13 protein-coding genes are annotated in these 20,922 nt (G+C 62.2%); 3 read left to right on the top strand and 10 right to left on the bottom strand.

Annotation, left to right across the window (positions count from 1 at the left end; genetic code table 11):
• The first annotated feature begins 64 nt into the window (after window positions 1-64).
• Window positions 65-676, top strand: coding sequence for a Yip1 family protein (locus tag K3819_RS14910; RefSeq protein ID WP_085610274.1), 612 nt, complete (start codon window positions 65-67; stop codon window positions 674-676).
• A gap of 48 nt (window positions 677-724) precedes the next feature.
• Entirely contained in the window at window positions 725-2,101 is a 1,377-nt protein-coding gene (locus K3819_RS14905; RefSeq protein ID WP_221397331.1) for a sodium:proton antiporter, read from the top strand.
• Window positions 2,102-2,112: 11 nt separating this feature from the next.
• Here the strand turns inward: K3819_RS14905 and K3819_RS14900 are convergent, their stop codons facing one another.
• From K3819_RS14900 to K3819_RS14885, 4 genes are read right to left on the bottom strand one after another with little or no spacing between them, the layout of a single operon-like run.
• The gene (locus K3819_RS14900) at window positions 2,113-2,649 is read right to left on the bottom strand and encodes a hypothetical protein (protein WP_221397330.1); all 537 of its coding nucleotides are present in this window, start codon (window positions 2,647-2,649) and stop codon (window positions 2,113-2,115) included.
• Between the two features lie 54 nt (window positions 2,650-2,703).
• Window positions 2,704-4,644, bottom strand: a complete 1,941-nt coding sequence (locus tag K3819_RS14895) for a PAS domain-containing sensor histidine kinase (protein WP_221397329.1) — start codon at window positions 4,642-4,644, stop codon at window positions 2,704-2,706.
• Between the two features lie 10 nt (window positions 4,645-4,654).
• Window positions 4,655-6,973: an ATP-dependent DNA helicase gene (locus tag K3819_RS14890; protein WP_221397328.1), complete on the bottom strand. Its 2,319-nt coding sequence runs from the start codon at window positions 6,971-6,973 to the stop codon at window positions 4,655-4,657.
• A complete protein-coding gene (locus tag K3819_RS14885; protein WP_221397327.1) occupies window positions 6,970-8,622 on the bottom strand; it encodes a VRR-NUC domain-containing protein in 1,653 nt (550 codons plus the stop codon). Before K3819_RS14885 ends, K3819_RS14890 begins: the two co-directional genes overlap by 4 nt.
• Before the next feature lie 197 nt (window positions 8,623-8,819).
• On the opposite strand from K3819_RS14885, the gene K3819_RS14880 reads away from it, so the two are divergent.
• Window positions 8,820-9,044, top strand: coding sequence for a YgdI/YgdR family lipoprotein (locus tag K3819_RS14880; protein ID WP_011334101.1), 225 nt, complete (start codon window positions 8,820-8,822; stop codon window positions 9,042-9,044).
• 59 nt (window positions 9,045-9,103) lie between these two features.
• On the opposite strand, the gene K3819_RS14875 is transcribed toward K3819_RS14880, so the two are convergent.
• The 6 genes from K3819_RS14875 to K3819_RS14850 all read right to left on the bottom strand — a co-directional run bounded on the left by K3819_RS14875 (window position 9,104) and on the right by K3819_RS14850 (window position 20,921).
• A complete protein-coding gene (locus K3819_RS14875; RefSeq protein ID WP_064596542.1) occupies window positions 9,104-9,478 on the bottom strand; it encodes a hypothetical protein in 375 nt (124 codons plus the stop codon).
• A 159-nt stretch (window positions 9,479-9,637) separates the two neighbouring features.
• Window positions 9,638-11,491 (bottom strand): polyurethanase, encoded by a 1,854-nt coding sequence (locus K3819_RS14870; protein WP_221397326.1) that lies wholly within the window; start codon window positions 11,489-11,491, stop codon window positions 9,638-9,640.
• Between the two features lie 100 nt (window positions 11,492-11,591).
• On the bottom strand, window positions 11,592-13,280 hold the full coding sequence (locus K3819_RS14865) for a polyurethanase (protein WP_221397325.1): 1,689 nt from the start codon (window positions 13,278-13,280) through the stop codon (window positions 11,592-11,594).
• Window positions 13,281-13,337: 57 nt separating this feature from the next.
• Window positions 13,338-16,424, bottom strand: a complete 3,087-nt coding sequence (locus tag K3819_RS14860; protein ID WP_221397324.1) for an autotransporter serine protease — start codon at window positions 16,422-16,424, stop codon at window positions 13,338-13,340.
• A gap of 96 nt (window positions 16,425-16,520) precedes the next feature.
• Complete coding sequence (locus tag K3819_RS14855; protein WP_221397323.1) at window positions 16,521-19,496, bottom strand: autotransporter serine protease; 2,976 nt, start codon at window positions 19,494-19,496, stop codon at window positions 16,521-16,523.
• 57 nt (window positions 19,497-19,553) lie between these two features.
• A complete protein-coding gene (locus K3819_RS14850) occupies window positions 19,554-20,921 on the bottom strand; it encodes a TolC family outer membrane protein (protein WP_221397322.1) in 1,368 nt (455 codons plus the stop codon).
• Between the last annotated feature and the right edge of the window lies 1 nt (window position 20,922).

Below are 20,922 nucleotides of genomic sequence, written 5' to 3'. Positions count from 1 at the left end.
TGGACACGGCGACCTCTCCATACCTTCATGGCCCGTTCGGGTTGCAAGAGATCAGGAGGTCGTCATGTCTGCGCCTATTATCAAGCTCTTCACCCAGCCGAACTTTGCCTGGACCGACATCCGCCGCGAAGAAGAGGCCCACCCGCGTCATTACCTTGCTCACCTGCTGTTGCTGGCCCTCGTCCCGGCGGTGTGCCTGTTCATTGGCACCACGTATGTCGGCTGGAGCCTGGCAGTGGGTGAAACCGTGAGGCTCAGCAGTGCCAGCGCCTTGCAGCTGAGTGTCCTGCTCTATATCACCATCGTGGTCGGCGTGGCGATCATTGGCGGTTTCATCCGCTGGATGTCGCGTACCTTCGATGCCCGGCCGACACTCAACCAGTGCATCGGTTTCGCGGCGTACACCGTCACCCCGTTTTTCATCGCCGGTCTCGCCGGCCTGTACCCCAGCCGTTGGCTGGCGGTGCTGGTGCTCGGCGCTGCATCGATCTATTCGACATTCCTGTTGTTCGTCGGCCTGCCGACCTTCATGCACGAGCGCAAGGAACAGGGCCTGTTGTACTCGGCCAGTGTCTGGGGGGTCGCGCTGCTGGTGCTGGTGACGCTGTTGGTGTCGATGATCCTGCTGTGGTTCAACGTGCTGACGCCGGAATACCTGCGCACGACTGCAGGTTAGGCCGATCATGTCGGGGCGGCATCGAACTGACCTTACGGGCCGCGCGTCATGAGCTTCATCATCTGGGTGGCGGTGCTCGGTGCCGTGCTGCTGACCCTGGCGCTGACGTCGTCGTACCTGCGCTGGATGCCGGTCACGACCTCGGCTGTTTGTCTGCTGCTGGGCGTCGGCATCGGGCCTGCGGGGCTTGATCTGCTGAAACTGCCGCTGGACGAAGCCTCGTTGTGGATGGAGCACCTGACCGAAGTCGCGGTGCTGTTTTCCCTGTTCGTCTGCGGTTTGAAGTTGCGCTTGCCGTTGCGCGACAAGCGCTGGCGGATTGCATTCGGCCTGGCGGGCCCGGTGATGGTGCTGACGATCATTGGCGTCTGCCTGTTGCTGCATTTTGGCCTGGATCTGAATTGGGGCCCTTCGCTGTTGATCGGAGCGATTCTGGCTCCGACCGACCCGGTGCTCGCGGCGCTGGTGCAGGTCAACGATGCGCGGGACGTCGACAGCGTGCGTTTCGGCCTGTCCGGCGAGGCCGGGCTCAACGACGGCGTTGCATTTCCCTTCGTGATCCTCGGGCTGTTGCTGCTGCACGGTGAAGGGTTTGCCGCCGAGTGGCCCGACTGGGTACTGCGCAGCCTTTTGTGGGCGGTTCCGGCCGGGTTGCTTTGCGGCTACTGGATGGGCCGTGGCATCGGCCGACTCACCTTGTCGCTGCGTATCCGCAACGATGACAGCACCCTGAGCCCGAACGACTATCTGGCCCTGGCGTTGATTGCGCTGGCGTATGTGGTGGCTGAATCCATTGGTGGCTACGGCTTTCTGTCGGTATTCGCCGCCGGCCTCGGCTTGCGACAGGAGGAAGTCAAATCCACCGGCGCCCACCAACCGCCCGCCGAACACATGGTGCAACCGGTGGTCGGTCATCAGAACGTCGAGCCGCAGCAGGCGGTGCACGGCGATACCGAGCGGCTGGAAGACAGTCAGGTGGCAGCCGGCATCATGATGGGCGACATGCTCGCGTTCGGCGGTTTGGTGGAACGGGCGATGGAAGTGTTTCTGGTTACCCTGCTGGGCGTGGTGCTGGTCAGTCACTGGGATTGGCGGGCGCTGTTGGTCGGCGGCGTGCTGTTCTGTGTCATCCGCCCGGTCTGCGTGGGGTTGATGCCGTGGGGATCGCTGCTCGCGGGGCGCCAACGGTTATTGATTGGCTGGTTCGGTATTCGTGGGATCGGCAGTCTGTTCTATCTCTTCTATGCGCTGAACCATGGGTTGGGCGACAGCGTGGCGACGCTGTGTACCGACCTGACCCTGTCGGTGGTGGCGCTGAGCATTCTGCTGCACGGCGTCAGCACCCAGCCGATCCTCGCCAGCTATGAGCGGCGCAAGAACCGAAACGGGCGAAAAAAGCCCGGCCATGATGACCGGGCTCGGTAGCGGGGTGTCATTCATCCTCCCGGATTGGTTACCTGAATATAGAAGGCATAGCTGCCGAGCAACATCCAGAATGTGGCGAAAATCCACGGAGTACGAATGGAAAACAACAATGACTTGCGATACCCCTTGTGGCTCGACTCCATTTCGCTGAATAACGGCGATTCGTCATAAGCCAGGCCCATCAGCGGTTCGCTGCGCAGCAATTCACTTTGCTTGTAGTGCCAATGATCGATGATGTCGTAGGCGGCGCGAATCCCCGGCCAGGCATTGAGCGAACTGAGCAGGCCGAGCAAGGCCAGGAACGGTGGCACCACCAGGGTGAACAACTTGCCCCATTCCGGGTTGAGGTTGGCCATGCAGGACGCGAAGGCAATTACCAGAAACGATTGCGCGGCCAGGTAGGCGTCGGTGCGGTTGGCCAGGATGCTGGTTTCGTACTGGATTTCCCGACGGTAGAAATCCAGCCGTTCCTTGGGTGAACCGAACATCTTCGCGTTGTGTTCACTAAGGGTTTCTTCGGCGGTCGGTTGGGTCAGTATGCGAGGCACGGTACGAACGCTCCGAAAGGCAAAGCGTTTGGAGCCGCCCCGTCGCGGACAAGTTCAGCCGGATTCAGCCCCGGTTCGTTTCATCGTCTGGGCAATAATCGTTACAAGATTCATCTGATTGAACGGTTTCGACAGCCGTGGAAACCCCGCTGCGAAGCCTTCGAGGCGTTCGGCAAAGCCGGTGGCGAGAATGATCGGCAGATCCGGCTTGAGCAAACGCACGGCATGAGCCAGTTGCGCGCCGCTCATATGCGGCATGGCCATGTCAGTGATCATCAGGTCGATGACCTCTCCCTGGTCAAACAGCTCGAGCGCGTGGGTACCAGAGGAGGCGCTGATCACCCGATGGCCAAGGTCTTCCAGCAGCAGGACAGTGCTGGTACGCACCAGACTGTCATCATCCACCACCAGCACGCTGAGGCGCGGCACTGTAACGGTGGACACCATCGTGCCAGACGATTGGGTCGCGACTCCGTCGAGGGCGACCGGTAACCAGAGCTCAGCAGTGGTGCCCTGCCCCTTGATACTTTTCAGAATGAACCGGCCGCCCAGTTGTTCGATGAAGCCATGGACCATCGACAATCCCAGGCCGGTGCCCTTGCCCAAACCCTTGGTGGTGAAAAACGGATCGGTTGCCGACGCCAGCGTATCAGCGTCCATGCCTTCCCCGGTATCGGTCACCCGCAGACAGACATAGCGCCCGGCCGCGAGCGTCGAATCGTTTTGTTCGATGACCACTTCAGGTTCCGCGCTGATGGTGACGCTGCCGCCCTCGGGCATGGCGTCGCGGGCGTTGGTGGCGAGGTTGAGCACCGCCAGTTCGAGCTGATTGCTGTCGGCCAGCACCGCTTGCAGGTCTTCGGGAAACTGCGTTTCGATGCGGATCCCCGGCCCCAGCGAACTGCGTAGCAGCCCGGTAATGCCCTGCACCAGCTTCGCAATGTCGACAGGTTCGGTCTTGAGCTCCTGACGCCGGGCGAAGGCCAGCATGCGTTGGGTCAGCGATACGCCGCGCAATGCTCCCTGAGTGGCGTTCTCCAGCAGGCGGCTGACCTTCGGGTCGTCGCCTACACGTTTGCGCACGATCTCCAGATTACCGAGGATCACCGTCAGCAGATTGTTGAAGTCGTGGGCAATGCCGCCGCTGAGTTGACCGATGGCCTGCACTTTCTGCGCCTGAAACAGCGCTTCACGGGTTTTCTCCAGTGCGTGCTGGGCCTCTGTGGCTTCGGTCACATCACGGGTGATCTTGGCGAAACCAAGCAGCGTTCCGGTTTCACCGCGAATCGCATCGACCACCACATGCGCCAGGAATCGCGTACCGTCCTTGCGCAGACGCCAGCTCTTGTTCTCGAAACGGCCCTCGCGCGCGGCGGTTTCCAGAGCGCGCTGGGGTTCGCCGATCTCACAATCTTCAGGGGTGTAGAACATCGAAAAGTGCTGGCCGATGACCTCTTCCGGCCTGTAGCCCTTGATCCGCTGCGCACCAGGGTTCCAGTTGGACACGCGGCCGTCCGGGCTGAGCATGTAGATCGCGTAGTCGCTAACGCCCTGCACCAGCAGGCGAAACTGCTGTTCGCTCTGCTTGAGGGTTTCTTCGGCCATCTTGCGGTCAGTCAGGTCGCGGGTGATCTTGGCAAACCCGAGCAGTTGCCCGCTCGGGCTGAAAATTGGATCGATCACCACGTGGCACCAGAAGTGCGTGCCGTCCTTGCGTACCCGCCAGCCCTCACCCTCGAACCGGCCTTCGCGGATCGCCGTGTCCAGCGCCCGCTGCGGCATACCGTTGGCGCGATCTTCGTCGGTGTAGAACCTTGAAAAGTGCTCGCCAAGGATCTCGGCTTCTTCGTACCCCTTGAAGCGTTTGGCGCCGGAATTCCAGCTGGTGATGATGCCTTCGGGGTCGATCATGTAGATCGCGTAATCGACCACCGCATCGATCAGCAAACGAAAACGCATGTCTTCGATTGCAGCGGACTTCTTGTTATCGCTCATCAGGCTTGGCTCAAAGCAAATTCTCAATGACAGGAGTATGCGTCAAACCGGGGGAATGGACAGCGTCTTCTGTGTGAGCGAGGTGCCACCAGCGCGGCAGCAACTGCCGGATACGACTTTCGGCAAAGCGATCATCGATCAGCATCACCACGCCGCGATCCTGCTGGGTACGGATCACCCGCCCGGCAGCCTGCACCACTTTCTGCACGCCTGGGAAAAGATAGGTGTAGTCGTAACCGGCACCGAAGATCGCCGCCATACGGCGCTTCATCTGTTCATTGACCGGGTTGAGCTGGGCCAGCCCGAGGGTGGCGATGAACGCGCCGATCAGCCGCGCGCCGGGCAGATCGATGCCTTCGCCGAAGGCGCCGCCGAGCACAGCGAAGCCCACGCCTTGGCTGTCGGCGGTGAATTGGTCGAGAAAATCCTGCCGCGCGCCTTCGGTCATGCCGCGGGATTGCTGCCAGCGGGTGATGTGTGGGTGCCGCTCGGCGAGCAACTGCGCAACCTGTTGCAGGTAATCGAAGCTGCTGAAGAACGCCAGGTAGTTGCCCGGACGTTCACTGAACTGGCGGGCGATCAGCTCGACAATCGGTTCCAGCGACGCTTGCCGATGCGTGAAACGCGTGGAAATCCGGCTGACGATCTGCACCTGCAATTGTTCGGCGCTGAACGGCGACTCGACATCGATCCAGACCGTGTCGGCCGGGGTGCCCAGCAAGTCGGCGTAATAGTGGCGCGGGCTGAGGGTGGCGGAAAACAGCACGCTGCTGCGCGCCGCCGTCAGGCGCGGGCCGATGAACGCCGCCGGCACCACGTTGCGCAGGCACAGTTGCGATAACGGGCGTTTGCGTTCGAGATCGCGTTTGCTGATGTCGAACAGGTAATGCGCGTCGAACAGTTCCGCCACCCGACCGAACTGCAGCATCTCGAAGTAGAAGTTCTGCAATCCGCTGTCGAGCCCTTGCGGGTGATCGTTGAGGTAGTCGCCGATGCTCGCCGTGCAGGACGAGAGCGCCTGCAGCAGTTTTTCCGGCGCCTTGTCGTAGGCCTGATACGGCGCCAACTGGTCATTGTGCAGGGCGTTCCATTCACGGTTGACCCGTTGCAACGACTTCTTCAAGACCTCGGGCGCGGTTTTGCGCACGCTGCCCAATGTCGCCTGATCGAGGGTGGCGCTGTACATCTGCCGCCCGCGCTCGACCAGGTTGTGCGACTCGTCCACCAGCACCGCAACGTTCCATTGATTGAACTGGGCGAGACCGAACAGCAGTGCACTGAAATCGAAGTAATAGTTGTAGTCCGCCACCACCACGTCGGCCCAGCGGGCCATTTCCTGGCTCAGGTAATACGGACACACCGCGTGTTGCGCCGCGACGTCTCGCAGCGCGGTCTGATCCAGCAGGCGCAATTGGCTGGCAGCCTCACGGGCGGCGGGCAAACGGTCGTAAAAGCCCTGAGCCAACGGGCAGGATTCGCCATGACAGGCCTTGTCCGGGTGTTCGCAGGCCTTGTCCCGGGCGACCATTTCCAGCACCCGCAGGGGCAAGGTTTCGCTGTGATCGAACAGCACTTGCGCTGCATCCAGCGCCAGTTTGCGTCCGGGCGTCTTGGCGGTGAGGAAGTACACCTTGTCCAGTTGCTGCGGCGCCAACGCCTTGAGCATCGGAAACAGGGTGCCGAGGGTCTTGCCGATCCCGGTCGGGGCCTGGGCCATCAGGCAGCGGCCGGTGCTGACGGCCTTGAACACCGATTCGGCGAGGTGACGCTGGCCGGGGCGAAAGGCAGCATGAGGAAAACCCAGCTGCTGCGCCGCCCGGTTGCGCGCTTCGCGGTGGGCCATTTCCTGTTCGGCCCACGCCAGGAACAAACCGCACTGTTGTTCGAAGAACTGCCGCAGCGTATCGGCGCTGAACGCTTCGACCAGACAGGTTTCCTTTTCCGTGACGATGTCGAAATACACCAGCGCCAGATTGATCTGCTCAAGCTGTAATCGACAGCACATCAACCAGCCGTAGATTTTTGCCTGGGCCCAATGCAACGAACGGTGATTGGTCGGTTGCTTGCTCAGGTCGCCGCGGTAGGTTTTGACTTCTTCCAGGCAGTTCTGCGTCGGGTCGTAGCCGTCCGCCCTGCCCTTGACCTTCAATGGCCCGAATGCGCCCTCCAGCGCCACTTCGCTCTGGTAGGCGTCGTTGCGCCGGGACGCCACCGTGCGATGCCCGGCGATGCCCTCCAGCGCGGTCGGCGACGGCGTGAAGCGCAAGTCGAGGTCACCGGTTTTTGCGGTGAATTCGCACAGCGCCCGCACCGCGATGCTGTAGCTCAAGCGCCCTGCTCCGCCCATTGCACGTAACACACGGCGACCGGCATCCGATGCGTGTTGCAGAACTCCAGCCAGCGCAGCTGGTTGTCCTGCAGGCGATCGCCGGGGCCTTTGACTTCGATCATCCGGTAGGTCCTGTGCTGCGGCCAGAACTGGATCAGGTCGGGCATGCCGGCACGATTGGCCTTGATGTCCAGCAGCAGACGGCTGAACCAGTGCTTGAGGTGTTCAGCCGGCAGACAGGCCAGCGCCTGCTCCAGCAGTTCTTCATTGAGCGCGCCCCAGAACACGAACGGCGACTGCACACCCCATTTGGCGCTGAACCGCGCGCGGATGGTGTCGGCATAACGGCCATCGTCGAGTTCGGCCAGACAGGCCTGGAACAGCTCCGCACGTCGGGGCTGGAAGTCCTCGTTGAGCAGATCCACGGGTCCGCGCTGGAACGGGTGAAAGAACGCGCCGGGCAGCGGCGCGAAGATCGCCGGCCAGCACAGCAGGCCGAACAATGAATTGATCAGGCTGTTTTCCACGTAATGCACCGGGCCCGTCTCTTCGTGCAGATGCGCCTGAACGTGATACTCCACCGACAACGCCGGATCGAGACGCGGCAGGTGCAGGTCCAGCCGCTCCACCAGGCCGGGCGCCGTGCGCTTGATCGGTGGCCCGCCGAGCTTGCGCCGCAAACGCGGCAACACCCGTTGCAGGCCCTGTTGTTCGGTGGCGGTTTCAGGTGCCTGCTCGGCAATGACCGCCAGTTCCAGGGCCAGCGCATATTCGGCGCTGCGCTCCAGCACGCGGATCATCCGCAATCGGGCGCCGGGATAGGCGCAATCGCGATAGATCTTCAGGGCCAGGGAGAATTCGCCGATGCGCTCGCAGTATTGGCCGATCTGGAACAACAGCTTGCCGCGCCGGCGTTGCAGCCACGGGTTGTCGAAATGCAACGCGGCGACCTGTTCGACGATCGGTTCCAGTGGTTCGCCCGCTTCGAAATACAGCTGGCAGTTATGCAGAAACAGGCACGCATCGACGTCGGCACGGCTGCGCAAGCCAAGGGAATCGGCACTGAATTCGACTTTTTCGTAGGTGAAAATGCCAAGGTCGGCGAGCACGAACTCTGACCAGTCCTGATAGAGGTTGCCGAAAAACATCAGGCGAAAACGGTCGCACAGGTCCATCAATGTCAGGCTGAACAGCCGGTCGGCCAGCGTCGGGCACCATTGCTGGAAACTGCGTGGCTCGGGGAATTGTTCGTGCAGCAGCGGCAGCCAGTCGACTTTCTTGCTTTTAGGCTGGTCGATGGCCGGGGCGAAGGCTTGCAGGATCTCGGCCTTGAGCAACACCTCGAACAGCTCCACCATCGTCAACGGTGCCTGTTCATCGAGCCAGCCATGCTCCAGCAGTGGTTGCGCCGCTTCGGCGATGTCGCCGATTTCCGTGTAATTCAGCTTGCTGGCCCGGAAATGTACACCCTTGCGCATCACCATACGCACCAGCAAACCCTGGGACGGACGCGGCAGCGCCTTGAAGTCGCGAATGAAGGCATGTTCCGTTTCGCTCATGACATCGGCATAGCGAAGCTCAAGCCAATCAAGCACCTGGCGGAAGTTGTTGAGGTAATAGAACGGGTCGTCGAGGGGATTGGCAGTCACGGTGGTTTCGGGGCCATGGCAAGCGAGTACTGGTTATGCGTACAGATACCAGCCTGTCCCGGCGGGCGCAAACGGAAAAGGATCAATGGCATCGGCAAAGCAGTTTTTTTCACTTGGCCATCGAACTTTTCCGGGTGCCACGGCACCAACCGCGTTAGAGGACCGACAATGGTCGAAATGAATGAGGAAGCCGTCCTATGAAAATCAAAACCTTGGGTATCCCGCTGGCAGTCGCTGCGCTGTTGACGCTGGCCGGTTGCTCGACGCCAACGGTGGTCACCCTGCAGAACGGCACCCAGTACCTGACCGAAGACATGCCCGATACCAAAAACGAGGACGGCTTCTACGAGTTCAAGGATATTTCCGGCGCCAAAGTCCGCGTACGTGCCGACGAAGTGGCCACGGTGCGCAAAGAAGACTGACGGATAAAACATCAAAAAAGGCTGCGAACCCTATGGGATCGCAGCCTTTTTTGCATTCATCAGCGTGGTAACGCCATGCCCGGGAGGGAGCCGTCGCAACTGAAGGGACGCTCGCCGCGGCGAACCAGTTCTTCCTGCAAACGCTGGCAGCGCTGACGCTCCTGTTGCGCCATGCGGTCGATGCTCAGATTTCCGGTCATTTCCGGCTCATGGTCTTCGCCGATGCGAATCGTCACGAACGGTTGTTCAGGCTGGATATGAAAGCGGCTTTTTTCTTCGACGGGTTTGGCGTCTTCGCTTTTGGCCGGTTCCGGTAATTGGTCGGGTGTCACGCCATAGCGGCTCAGAATCGAGCTGTGAGGCAGATCGGCCCAGGCATTGGCCGACAGCAGCACAAGCCCCGCAACACCGATATACCCCTTGAAACCTTTCACGTGTGAATCTCCTGTACTCGTTGGCAGCCCTAGAATGACGAACGTCGACGTCATGGCTTTAGGCCGCATTTCCGGTTGGTGCAGGGATTGGAGTCAGGGAATGGTTGGTGAGTCACTTTTGATATGGGGAGGGAATGCGCTCCCTCCCCACCCTTGCCGTCAGGCGATCACAATCCCGTCGGCACTCAGGCTGTTCAACGCAACCCCGACCAACGTCACCGAATCAGCACCGAATTTCAGCACCGTGTCCTGTCCCACCGCCGTGGCATGGGCGCGGAAGTCGTCGTTGGGCAATACGCCCTGCACGCCGAGGAACACCAGTTTGTCGTTGGCGGTGTAACCCACCACGCGATCCTGGCCGAATGCGCCGCTGAACAGGAAGGTATCCGCCCCGCCGCCCGACTCCAGCAGATCATTGCCGGCGCCGCCGACGAACACGTCATTGCCCGCCCCGCCGATCAGATGGTCGTTGCCGTCCAGCCCGAACAGCCAGTCACCGCTGGCCTTGGCCTTGAGGGTGTCGGCGGCGCCGGTGCCCTTCACGCTCGATTCGTACTGGGTGACGTTGTTGCCGACCTTCAAGCCGGTCGCCGTGACGCTGTGGGTCACGTCGTCCTTGAACAGGCCCCAGAGGAAGCCCGGCTCCTTGGTGACGATGCTGCCGATGTCGCGGGTGATGCTGATCCCGCCGTTGGCATCGCGGATGTACAGGTTGCCGGCGCCGTCGTTGGCGAAGTCGAAGCTATTGACTGACTTCTGCAACTCCAGGGTGTTGTTGCCCGAGCCGCCGAGCAGGATGTTGTAACCCCCGCCATCGCGGAACGTATCGTTGCCGGCGCGGCCCTCCAGGTAATCGTTGCCACTGCCGCCCTGGATCAGGTCATTGCCGTCGCTGCCGATGATGAAGGTGCTGCCCTTGTGAGTTTCGGCGTTGCGGTTCAGGTCCTGCACCCAGGTGTTGGCCCGCGCCGGATCCGACAGGTTGGCGACGATGATCGTCGAATCCTTGCTGGTCAGGTCGTAGAACTTCGACTCGATCACCCGGTTCATGCCGTCGCCATAGGCGGTCGGCAGGTGCGAGATCCAGGTCGGAATGTTGACGATCGAGAACGGCAGCACGTTCCACGCCGCCGAGGCGTAGTGGTCGTTGAAGCTGACGATGTTGTCGGTCGCCGACTCCTTGGGCGCGTCGTGCACGCCGAGGGATGCACCGGTGAAGGTCGAGCCGTCGAGGGCGCGGAACACCGGGTCGTTTTCGTAGCCGACGTTGAGCACCTTGTCGGTGCTGCTCTGGGTCGGCGAGGCGTAGGCGATGTAGTTGGAATCCTGGAAGAACCCACCCCATTTGCTGGTGCTCAAGTCCGCCATGCTGTTGACCGCCAGCCCGCCCAGGCTGTGGCCGCTGACCAGCACGTCCTTGCCGGTCAGGCCGTTGGCTTTGGCGAACGCCACCACATCACTCATCAGGTTGCCAAAGGCTTCGCCGACGTAGTTCCTGGCGTAATCATTGGGGCCGAACGCGGCGAGCAGGTCGTTGATCACGTCGCCGATGGAGTCGCCGATCAGGATTTCCCGTGGGCCGCTGGTGCCGCGAAAAGCGATGCCGATTTCCGTGAGATGGCCCTGAGCGTCGTATTTGCCGAGGATTTCCACCTGGGCGCTGGTGTAACCGGCCTTTTCGCCGAAAAAGGTGCCGCGCGCGTCGGTCTTGCCCTCGTAACCCAGTTGCGCGGCGGTGATCGGGGTCCAGCCGGCTTTTTTCACCGCGTCGAGTGCGGCTTTTTCCGAATCGGGGTTCCACGGAATACCGGGAATCACTCCCTGGGAATCCGTGCCGCCGATCAACGCGGTCACCAGCGTGACCGGCAAGCCGAGGCCGAAGCCGTTGTGCTGATAACCGACGGCAAAGCCGTTATCGAGGTTGTGGTAGGAATACAGCGTAATGGCCATGGCGTCGCTGAACAGCGCCTTGGATTCCGCCGTACCGAAATTCTTGTAGTCATACACACCCATTGCTGTTGCCTCTCTCTTTGTTGGAATTGTTCAGAGATAGCTCACAACCAGAACGCCCCTCCCGAGGCGCCCCGGAGCATTTCAGTACAACCTTCGTTTGTCAGGCGAAAACGAAACTCGAATCCGACAGGTTAGCCACACCAACCCCGACCAGCGTCACGGCAAAGTCGCCAATCTTCAGCACGGTATCGCTTCCAGACTGCGACGCGTGTTGCTTGTAGTCGTAGCCCTGCCCTGCGCCTTCGACGCCCATGAACACCAGTTTGTCGCTGCCCTGGTAGCCATTGATCGCGTCAAAACCGAAGGCGCCGCTGAACAGGAAGGTGTTGTTGCCACCCACCGCGCTCATCACGTCATTGCCGGCACCACCGACGAAGGTCACGTGGGCCTTGTCGCTTTGCAGGTGATCGTTGCCGCCCAGGCCGAACAGCCAGTCGCCGTCGGCGGTGGCTTTGAGGGTGTCGCCCATGGCGCCGCCGCTGAGCGAATGGTTGTACTGGGTCAGTTCGGCACCATTGGCCAGGCCTTTGGCGGTGACGGTCCAGGTGATTTCCTTGCTGCCCCACCACGAACCCGACTCCTTGCTGACCAGCGCGCCGATGTCGCGGGTCATGCTGATCCCGCCGTAGGCGTCACGCACGTACAGCGTGCCGTCGCCGTCATTGGCGAAGCTGAAGTTCTGCAGCGGCTTTTGCAGCTCGAAGGTGTTGAGGCCCTGGCCGCCGAGCAGGATGTTGAAGCCGCCGTCGTCACGGAAACGGTCATCGCCGCCCAGACCTTCGAGGAAGTCGTTGCCCGCTCCGCCCTTGAGCCAGTCACCGCTGTCGGTGCCGATGATGAACGTGCTGCCGGTGTGCGGCTCGCCGCTGCGGCCCAGATCCTCGACCCAGGTCTTGCCCCGCGACGCTTCTTCAAGGTTGGAGACGATGATCGTCGAGTCCTTGTGCGTCAGGCCGTAGAACTTCGACGCAATCACCCGATTCAGGCCATCGGCATACCCCAGCGAGCTGTGGGCCGACCAGTTCAGCGGATTGGCGATGCTGAACGGCACCAGGTTCTGCGCGGTGGACGCGTAGTTGTCGTTGAAGTTGACGATGTTGTCGGTGGTCGAATCGTGCGGCTTGTCGTGTTTGCCCATTGACGCGGTACTGAACGTGGTGCCGTCGAGCACGCGGAACACCGGGTCGTTCTCGTAGCCGATATTCAGCACGTTGGTGCCGGTGCTGCTCTGGGTCGGCGAAGCGAACGAAATGTAGTTGGCGTCCTTGAAGAACCCGCCCCAGTTGCTCGCGCTCAACTCTGCCACGCTGTTGACTCCGAGGCCGCCGAGGCTGTGGCCGCTGACCAGCACGTCCTTGGCCGCGATGCCGTGGGCGACAGCGAAAGCCGCCACCGATTTCAGCAGGTTGTCGAAGGCGTTCTTCGCGTACTGAGTGGCGTAGTCCGACGGGCCGATGGCGGCCAGCAGGTTGTTTTTCATGTCGCCGAAGGTATCGCTGTAACCCAATCCACCGGTGCCACGGAAGGCCACGCCGATGCCGATCAGCTTGCCCGCGGCGTCGTACTTGCCGAGCACTTCGGCCTCGGCGCTGGTGAAGCCGTCCTTCTCGCCGAAAAACGTGCCCTGCGCCCCGAACTTGCCCTGATAGCCCAGCGCCGTGGCCCCGATCGGCTTCCAGCCAGTGCCGGGCAAGGCCTGCCCGGTCGGCGTGTAGGCATACAGCGTCAGGGCGATGGCGTCGCTGTACAGCGCTTTGCCGTCGGCATTTTTGTAATCGAACAATCCCATGTTGTGCTCTCTCTTCCTTTCAAAAACGGCAGTTCTCGAAAGAACTGCCGCTACCCCTTAGAACTGCCAGTCCAGCGTCAGGCCCACACCGTGGTCCTTTTCGTTGGAGCCGATCAGCCCGTTGTAATCCAGGTTGACCCGGACATCGCGATTGAGCGCCAGCCCGGCGCGCACGCCGACCACCGCGGCATCTCGATCCATCGACACACTTTGCACGGTGAATGCACTGTTGCCATTGGCGAACGCCAGGTGACTGTCAGCATCCACGCGGCTCAAGTTGTGCTGCCAGCCCAGGCTTGCGCCCAGTTCCAGCTGGTGTTTCTCCGACAGGGCAAACGTGCGTTTGGCCCGTACACCGAGGGTCGACAACACCACGTCGCGGTTGTCTTCGCCGCCCTTCAGTGCGGCGGCATCACCCTTCTCGGTGAAGCTGTCGCTGTTGAGGTGCACGTAGGCCAGATTGGCGAACGGCTCCAGGTTCATCGGTTGCAGGCCCAGGTCGTAGGCCGCTTCTGTGAACAGTTGCGCGGTGGTCGCATCGCGCTTGGTTTTCTGTTTGCCGCTGACGCCACCGAATTGCAGGTCGCGTTTGACGTCAATGCGATGCCAGCTGTAGGCCGCACCGGCGGTCAGACGCAGCGCATCGATCTGATGCCCCAGGTAGGCGCCCAAGTGATAGCTGTCGACCGAGGCGGACGAATGTGTCCCGTCGCCCATGCTCAACGAGCTGTCGCTATAGCCAGTAACGAAACCCAGACGGGTATCTTCAGCGATCAAGCCGTCGACACCGGCCAGCAGGCCGCCGATGGAGCTGGTGGAATCGGCGTATTTCGACCCGCCATCGCTCTTGCCCCAGGCGCCCAGCACTTTGAGCCAGGCGTTGCTGCGGTCATCGGTCGGCGCGCCGGCGTCGAACAGATCACGCTCACGCAGACGTTCGCCCACCGCATCGCGCAAGTAGCGGCTGTCGTTGATCAGCAGCGTGCCGATCGCCGGGTGAATCTCGCCGGACAGTTGCTGGAAGGCATCCTGCGCAGCGGCCGCCGACGGCGACAGCAACAGGGTTTCGAACAACGCATTGCCGGCGCCGAGGCGTTCGGCGGCAGCACCGACCGCGCGCTGGTTCGGGGTCAGGCCGACGCTGGCGAACGAGGCGCCATTACGGCCGACGTCCAGTTGCACACCGTTTGCCGAGTAAGCCAGGGTGCCGCCGAGGAACGCGTAGTCGGGCAACACTTGTCCGAACTGCCCTTCAATACCGCCCGCTGCCTGCAAGATGTTGAACTGGGTGCCGAGCAGGCTTTTCACTTCGCCCGTGGTCAGCAGCGTCGGGCTGTTTTCCAGCGACATAGTCACGGTTGCGCCTTCGATCAGCGCTTTGCCGCCGGCGACGATCCGGTCGCTGCTGGTCGGGGACACTTCCACCGCATAGGTCGAACCCGGTGCGAAGGTCACGTCACCGGCCACGTTCAGGGTGCCGATGGAATTGCCCGGCGCCACGGTACCGCCGCTGTTGGCGGTCAGCGCACCGATCCGGCCGTTACCGCCGAGGATGCCGCCGTCATTGACCGTCACCGCCGATTGCAGCGAGCCATTGATTGCCAATCGCCCCTGATTGACCAGGGTCGGGCCGCTGTAGGTGTTGTTGCCGGTCAGCACCAGGGTGCCGATGCCCTGCTTGGTCAAACCGCCATGGCCGGAAATGTCGTTGCGCCAAGTGTCGAGCCCGCAGGTGATGTCGTTGCACACGCGCTCGGTGGGCTTGCCCGCATCAATGATCGCGCCGATGCCCGGCAGATCGGCCACGAACTGACCGGAACCGTAGGCGCCCTGAATGCGGAATTCTTCGGGAATGTCCTGCTCGGTGACGAACATCGCCGGGCCGTCGATGCCCTTGCGCAGGTTGATCATGCCCCAGCCGTACAGGGCGTCGATGCCCGGTGCGCCGAGGTCGGTGGCCGTGGTGCGCAAAACGCTGGCGACCTGATCGCCGGTCATGTACGGGAAGCGCTCCATCAGCACTGCGATGGAACCGGCCACGTGCGGCGCGGCCATCGAGGTGCCGTTGTAGTTCTTGTAACCCGTGGTCAGGTTGTCGGCGTTGGTGCCTTCGATGATCGAACTGAAGATTTTCGTACCCGGTGCCGACACGCAGAAACTCGCGGTGTAGCCGCAGCGCGAAGAGAACGTACTCATGATGTACGGGTTGGCACTGGCCAGATCCGGGTTCTTCTGCAAGGCGGCGACGGTGATCCAGTTCGGCGCGATGTCCGGCACGAAGTAACCGAGGCCGGCGATGGCGTCCGGGTTGTTCAGGTTGTAGTCGTTGCCTGCCGCGAAGATCGTCACGATTCCGCTGCGTGCGGCGGCAATTGCGCCGTCGTAGGCGCCGCCGGGTTTGGTGCCCAGCAGTGTGCGAATTTCGTTGAACTGCAGTTGCGCGTCGTTGACGGTGAAGTGCGGGAACACCGGGTCACGGCCGCCGAGGTCGAAGCGGTCGGTGATGCCGATGCCCCAGCTGTTGTTGATGATCCGCGCGCCGCTGGCGATCAGCGCATCCCAGCCGGCCTTGTACACCGCGCCGTCGTTGCCGCGCACGATGCCGTCTTCCGGGCCCGGGTCGCCGTTGTCGGCGCTGATGATCTGTGCGCCGAACGCCACGCCGTGCATCGGCCCGCCGTCACGGCTGCCGGCGGCGATACCGCCGACGTGAGTACCGTGGGCGCCGAGCTTGCCGTCGGAGCCGACCGAGGGCGAACCGTCATAGCGAAACGCGTCCCCGGCTTTGACCGGAATGTACGGGTCGGTGTATTCGCGGATCCCCGAGGTCACCAGGGTGATGACTTTGTTACTGCCGGAAAACTCCGGGTGCGCGGCGTAGACCGGCTGGTCGAAGATCCCCAGTTTCACGCCCTTACCGGTGTAACCGGCGGCGTAGGCGTGGTCGGCACCAATGGCGCCCAGGCCCCAGTCGGCCTGGAATTCGGCGCTGCGCCAACTGCCCGGATCCCCTGCCCGGCCGCTTTCCACGTAGGGCGCCGCGTTTGCGTTGCCCCAGGTGGCCAGTGCGCAGAGCAAGGCGACGTTGAGAGTTTTCAGGCGAAAGCAGCCACCCGATTGCGCGGGGGTGTTGTTGTTTTTCATCCAGCGACCTTCCTTAGTGATGTTGCGAAAAATCCGTCTATTGAAGTGATCGTTGATCGTTCCCACGCTCCCGCGTGGGAACGATCATCCGTGTGTTTAGAACTGCCAGTTCAGGCTCAGGCCCACGCCGTGTTGTTTCTCGCGGCTGGCCAGTTGTCCGGTGTAATCGAGGTTGACCCGCACGTCGCGGGTCAGCGCCAGGCTGGCCTGCACGCCGACCAGGGCGGCGTCGCGCACCGGTGGCGAGCTTTCAACGGTGTACGGCGCGCTGCCGCTGGCGAAGCGCAAATGCTGTTCGGATTCGATGTCGGTCAGGCTGTGCTGCCAGCCCAGATGACCGCTCACTTGCAGTTTCTGCGCGGACGGCAGGTCAAAGGTCTTGATCGCCCGCACGCCGAGGGTGCTCAACACCGCGTCGCGCTGGTCGTCGCCGCTTTCCAGCGCGGCGGCGTCGCCCTTCTCGGTGAAGCCGTCGGTGTCGAGGTGTACGTAGGCCAGGTTGGCGAACGGCTCAAGGGCCAGTGGTTGCAGGTTCAGTCGATAAGCCGCCTCGCCGAATACCTGAGTGGTGGCAGCATCGACCTTGGCTTTCTGTTTGGCGCTGACATTGCCGTACTGCAAGTCGCGCTTCACATCGGCGCGATGCCAGCTGTAGGCGGCGCCGGTGCTCAGGCGCCAGGCGCCGATGTCGTGACCGGCGTAGGCGCCGAGGTGATAGCTGTCGACCCTGGCCGAGGAATGGGTGCCCGAGCCCATGCTCAGCGAACTGTCGCTGTAGCCGGTGACCAGGCCGATGCGGGTCTGCTCGTCGACGGCACCGTCGACACCGGCCAGCAAACCACCGATGGAGGTGCTGTAACCGGCGGTGTCGTGGCGAGAGTCGGTTGTGCCCCAGGCGCCGAGAGCTTTGATCCAGCCGTTGCTTTGCGTGGCTTGGGCATCGTGCAGGCGTTCGCCGATGGCGTCGCGCAGTTGGCGGCTGTCGTTGATCAGCACCGCGCCGAGGGCCGGGTAGATTTCACCGCTCAACTGTTGAAAGGCTTGTTGCGCGTCACCGGCGGTGGCCGACAACAATAGGCTTTCGTAAACGGAATTGCCCGCGCCCAGACCTTCGACGGCAGTGGCCACGGAGCGCTGATTCGGTGTCTGGCCGACGCTGGCGAACGATGTCGCGTTGCGCTCGACACTCAGGCCGATGCCGATGCCGATGCCGATGCCGATGCCGTTGCCGCTGTAGGCCAGGCTGCCACCGATGAACAGATAATCCGGCAGCACTGCACCGAACCGACCCTGAATGCCGCCCGCCGCTTGCAGAATGTTGTACTGCTGGCCGAGCAGACTTCTGGCTTCGCTGGTGCTGAGCAGTGTCGGGCTGTTTTCCAGCGACAGGCTCACGGTGGCGCCGTTGATGGAGGCGATGCCGCCGGCGACGATGCGGTCGCTGCTGGTGGGAGACAACTCCACGGCGTAGGTCGAGCCTGGCGCGAAGTTCACGTCACCGGCCACATTCAAGGTGCCGATGGAATTGCCCGGTGCGACACGGCCACCGCTGTTAGCGGTCAGTGCACCGATCCGCCCGGAACCGCCAAGAGTGCCGCCGTCATTGACAGTCACGGCCGAGGTCAGCGAGCCGTTCACTGTCAGCAGACCACCATTGACCGTGGTCGGCCCACGATACGTGTTGTCACCGGTCAGAATCAGTCGCCCGTCGCCGGATTTGATCAGGCTGCCTTGATAAACCCGAGCGGAAGCCGCTGCGTCACGGGCCATGCCCACGGCGTAGTCGGTCTGATCCTGCTGGCTGGCACCGGCCGGCACGCCGTTCTGCCAGCCCTTGCTTTGCAGGGTTTGCTGCCAGGCGCTGTGTTCGGCGAGGTCTTCGCTCTGGCGCTGGATCAGGGCTTTGTCGCTGATGTCATTGCTCCAGACATCGCTCTGCCCGGCCGCCAGATGGGCGTCGAACGCCCCGAGCAATTGCCCCGGCCCACGCATCGCCCGGTACAGGTTGGCCACGCCCCAGCCGACCCGTTCGGTCGGCGCATTGGTCACCGAACCGTCGAGCTGGGTGGCGGTGGTCAGCAACACTTCGAGCGCCTGCTGATTGTTCATGTACGGATAGCGCTCCATCACCAGCGCCAGTGCGCCGGTGGCGTGCGGCGCGGCCATCGAGGTGCCGGACTTGATCGCATAACCGCCGTCGGGAATGGTGCTGTCGATCTTCGCCCCCGGCGTGGTGATGCACCAGTACTTGGCAATGCCACACTGGTTGTACTTCTGCTGATTGCTTTGATCGAGCCCGGAAACCGCCAGCCAGTGGCCTTCCAGATCCGGTTGAAAATACGGCAGCGCCGAACGCACGCTGGCATTCGGGTAGCCGCTGTTGCCGGCGCTGAACACATTGATCACGCCGCGACGGGAAACATCCGCCGCCGCATCCAGCCAGGTGCCTTTGTTCCAGTGCTGGGCGTAAGCGGCATGCAGATCAGCGAGGGTTCGATAGCTGACATCCGGCGGCTGGCTGCCCCAACTGTTGTTGATCGCCCGCACGCCGGCGTCGGCCAGGGCGTCGTACACCGCTTTGAAGTAACGCGGATCGGGGTTGGGGCCGAACAGGAAACTGTCGTTCTTGTTGGTGTTGCCAACGTAGATCTGCGCGTTGTACGCCACGCCATGCATGCCGGTGCCATCACGGGACGCGCCCATGGTGCCGACCACGTGGGTGCCGTGGGAATCGTTGTTCGGATTGAGGGTGCCGTTGACATTGAACAGCGTGCCGTCGAGGTAGCTGCCGCTGGCCAGTACCGGGTGATAACGGTCGCTGGCGAACTCGGGATGGGCGGCGTCGAAACCGGAGTCCAGCGCGCCGACCTTCACACCCTTGCCGGTGATGCCGGCGGCGTAGGCCTGATCGGCCTGCATCCGGCCCAGGCCCCAGTCACGCAGGAATTCGGCGCTGCGCCAACTGGCGGGATCGCCGGGTTTGCCGGCTTCGAGGTATTGGGCCTGAGCCTGGGTTGCAGACATCACAAGCAGCAGGGTGCCGACCGTGATCGGCTTGATGCATACGTCCATGTTCACCACTCTTTTTGTTGTTTTGGGTTGAAGCTTTTTTGCGTTGAAGTTACGGCGTTATTGCGTCCTTGGGCCTTGTCCGAAGGCCTCATCCACCCGCGCCAGATCCTGCTCGCTCAAGGTGCCCGCGTAGTAATGCAACTTGGTCCAGGCCATGAGGTAGTCATAGCGTGCCTGGGCCAGGTCGCGGCGGGTGGTAAATAGTTGTTGCTCGGCGTTCAGTGCGTCGAGGTTGGTTCGCTCGCCACCGAGAATGCTTTGCTTGGTCGACACTACCAGCGCTTCGGCCGAGGCCAGGGCCTTTTGATAGGCGCGCAGCTTGTTGACCCCGGACAGGCAGGCGCTGAACTGACGACGCAATTCGATCAGCGTCTCGCGGGTCTTGCCGTCCAGTTCGTATTCGGCCTGTTCCATGGTGCGGCTGGCCTGGCGGGTCGAGGCCGACACACCACCACCGGCGTACAACGGCACGCTGACTTCAAAACCGATGGTGTTGGTTTCGTAGCGCTGGTTGTAGGTGTTGCCGCTTTCCGATTCGTTCTGGCGCATCGTGGCGTAAGCGCTGACTTTCGGCAGGTGCCCGGCGCGGTTGCGCTCGACTTCGTAACGCGCCACTTCCACCGCCTGACGCTGGGACGCCAGGTTCGGGTTGTTGCTGATCGCCAGTTCGTGCCAGGTGTCGTAGTTGGCCGGCATCAGGGCGAATGTCTGGAAGTTCTGATCCAGTGGCGCCAGATCACTGATGTCCACCGTCGGCACCCCTACCAATGCGCCCAGTTCCCGTAGCGCGGCGTCCTGCTCGTTGCGGGCCTCGATTTCCTCGGCGGTTGCCAGTTCATAACGCGACTCGGCTTCGAGGATATCGGTGCGAGTGCCCTCGCCTTGGCGGAACATGTGCTCGTTCTGCTGGAACTGCTGCTCGTACGCCTTCTTCTTGGCCAGCGCGATGTCGATCTGGTCCTGGGCAAACAAAGCCTTGGTGTAGTTATCCAGTACGCGAACCAGCAGTTCCTGGCTCTTGCCGCGGAAGTTCTCGTCGGCAAACAGCGACTGGGCCACGCCCTTGCGATACGCCGCGTAGGCTTCGTAGTCGAGCAACGGTTGTTGCAGGGTCAGGCTCGAGCCGTAGCTGTTGTAATTACGCTCATCGGTGCGATTGCGCGCGCGTTCGTCGAGGGACGTGGCCTTCGACGAGTTGCGACCCTTGTTGTAGTTGTAACCCAGTTTCGGCAACAGACCGGCGCGGCCGATGGCGCGGTTTTCGAGGCCTGCATCGCGCTCCTTGATCGCGCCGAGGAACACCGGGTCATTGCGCAACGCCTGTTCGTAGATCTCGAACGGCCCCATGGCCGCCACTGCACTGTTGCCCGCGAGCAGCGCGAACGCTGCCGCCAGCATGGAAAGCTTATTCATACAGCCGAACATC

This window comes from Pseudomonas sp. 3-2 (assembly GCF_019710535.1).
GTDB classification, from domain to species: Bacteria; Pseudomonadota; Gammaproteobacteria; order Pseudomonadales; family Pseudomonadaceae; genus Aquipseudomonas; species Aquipseudomonas pharyngis.
Note: the sequence above shows the minus strand (reverse complement) of the source record. Positions and strands in the feature narration are given on the sequence as shown.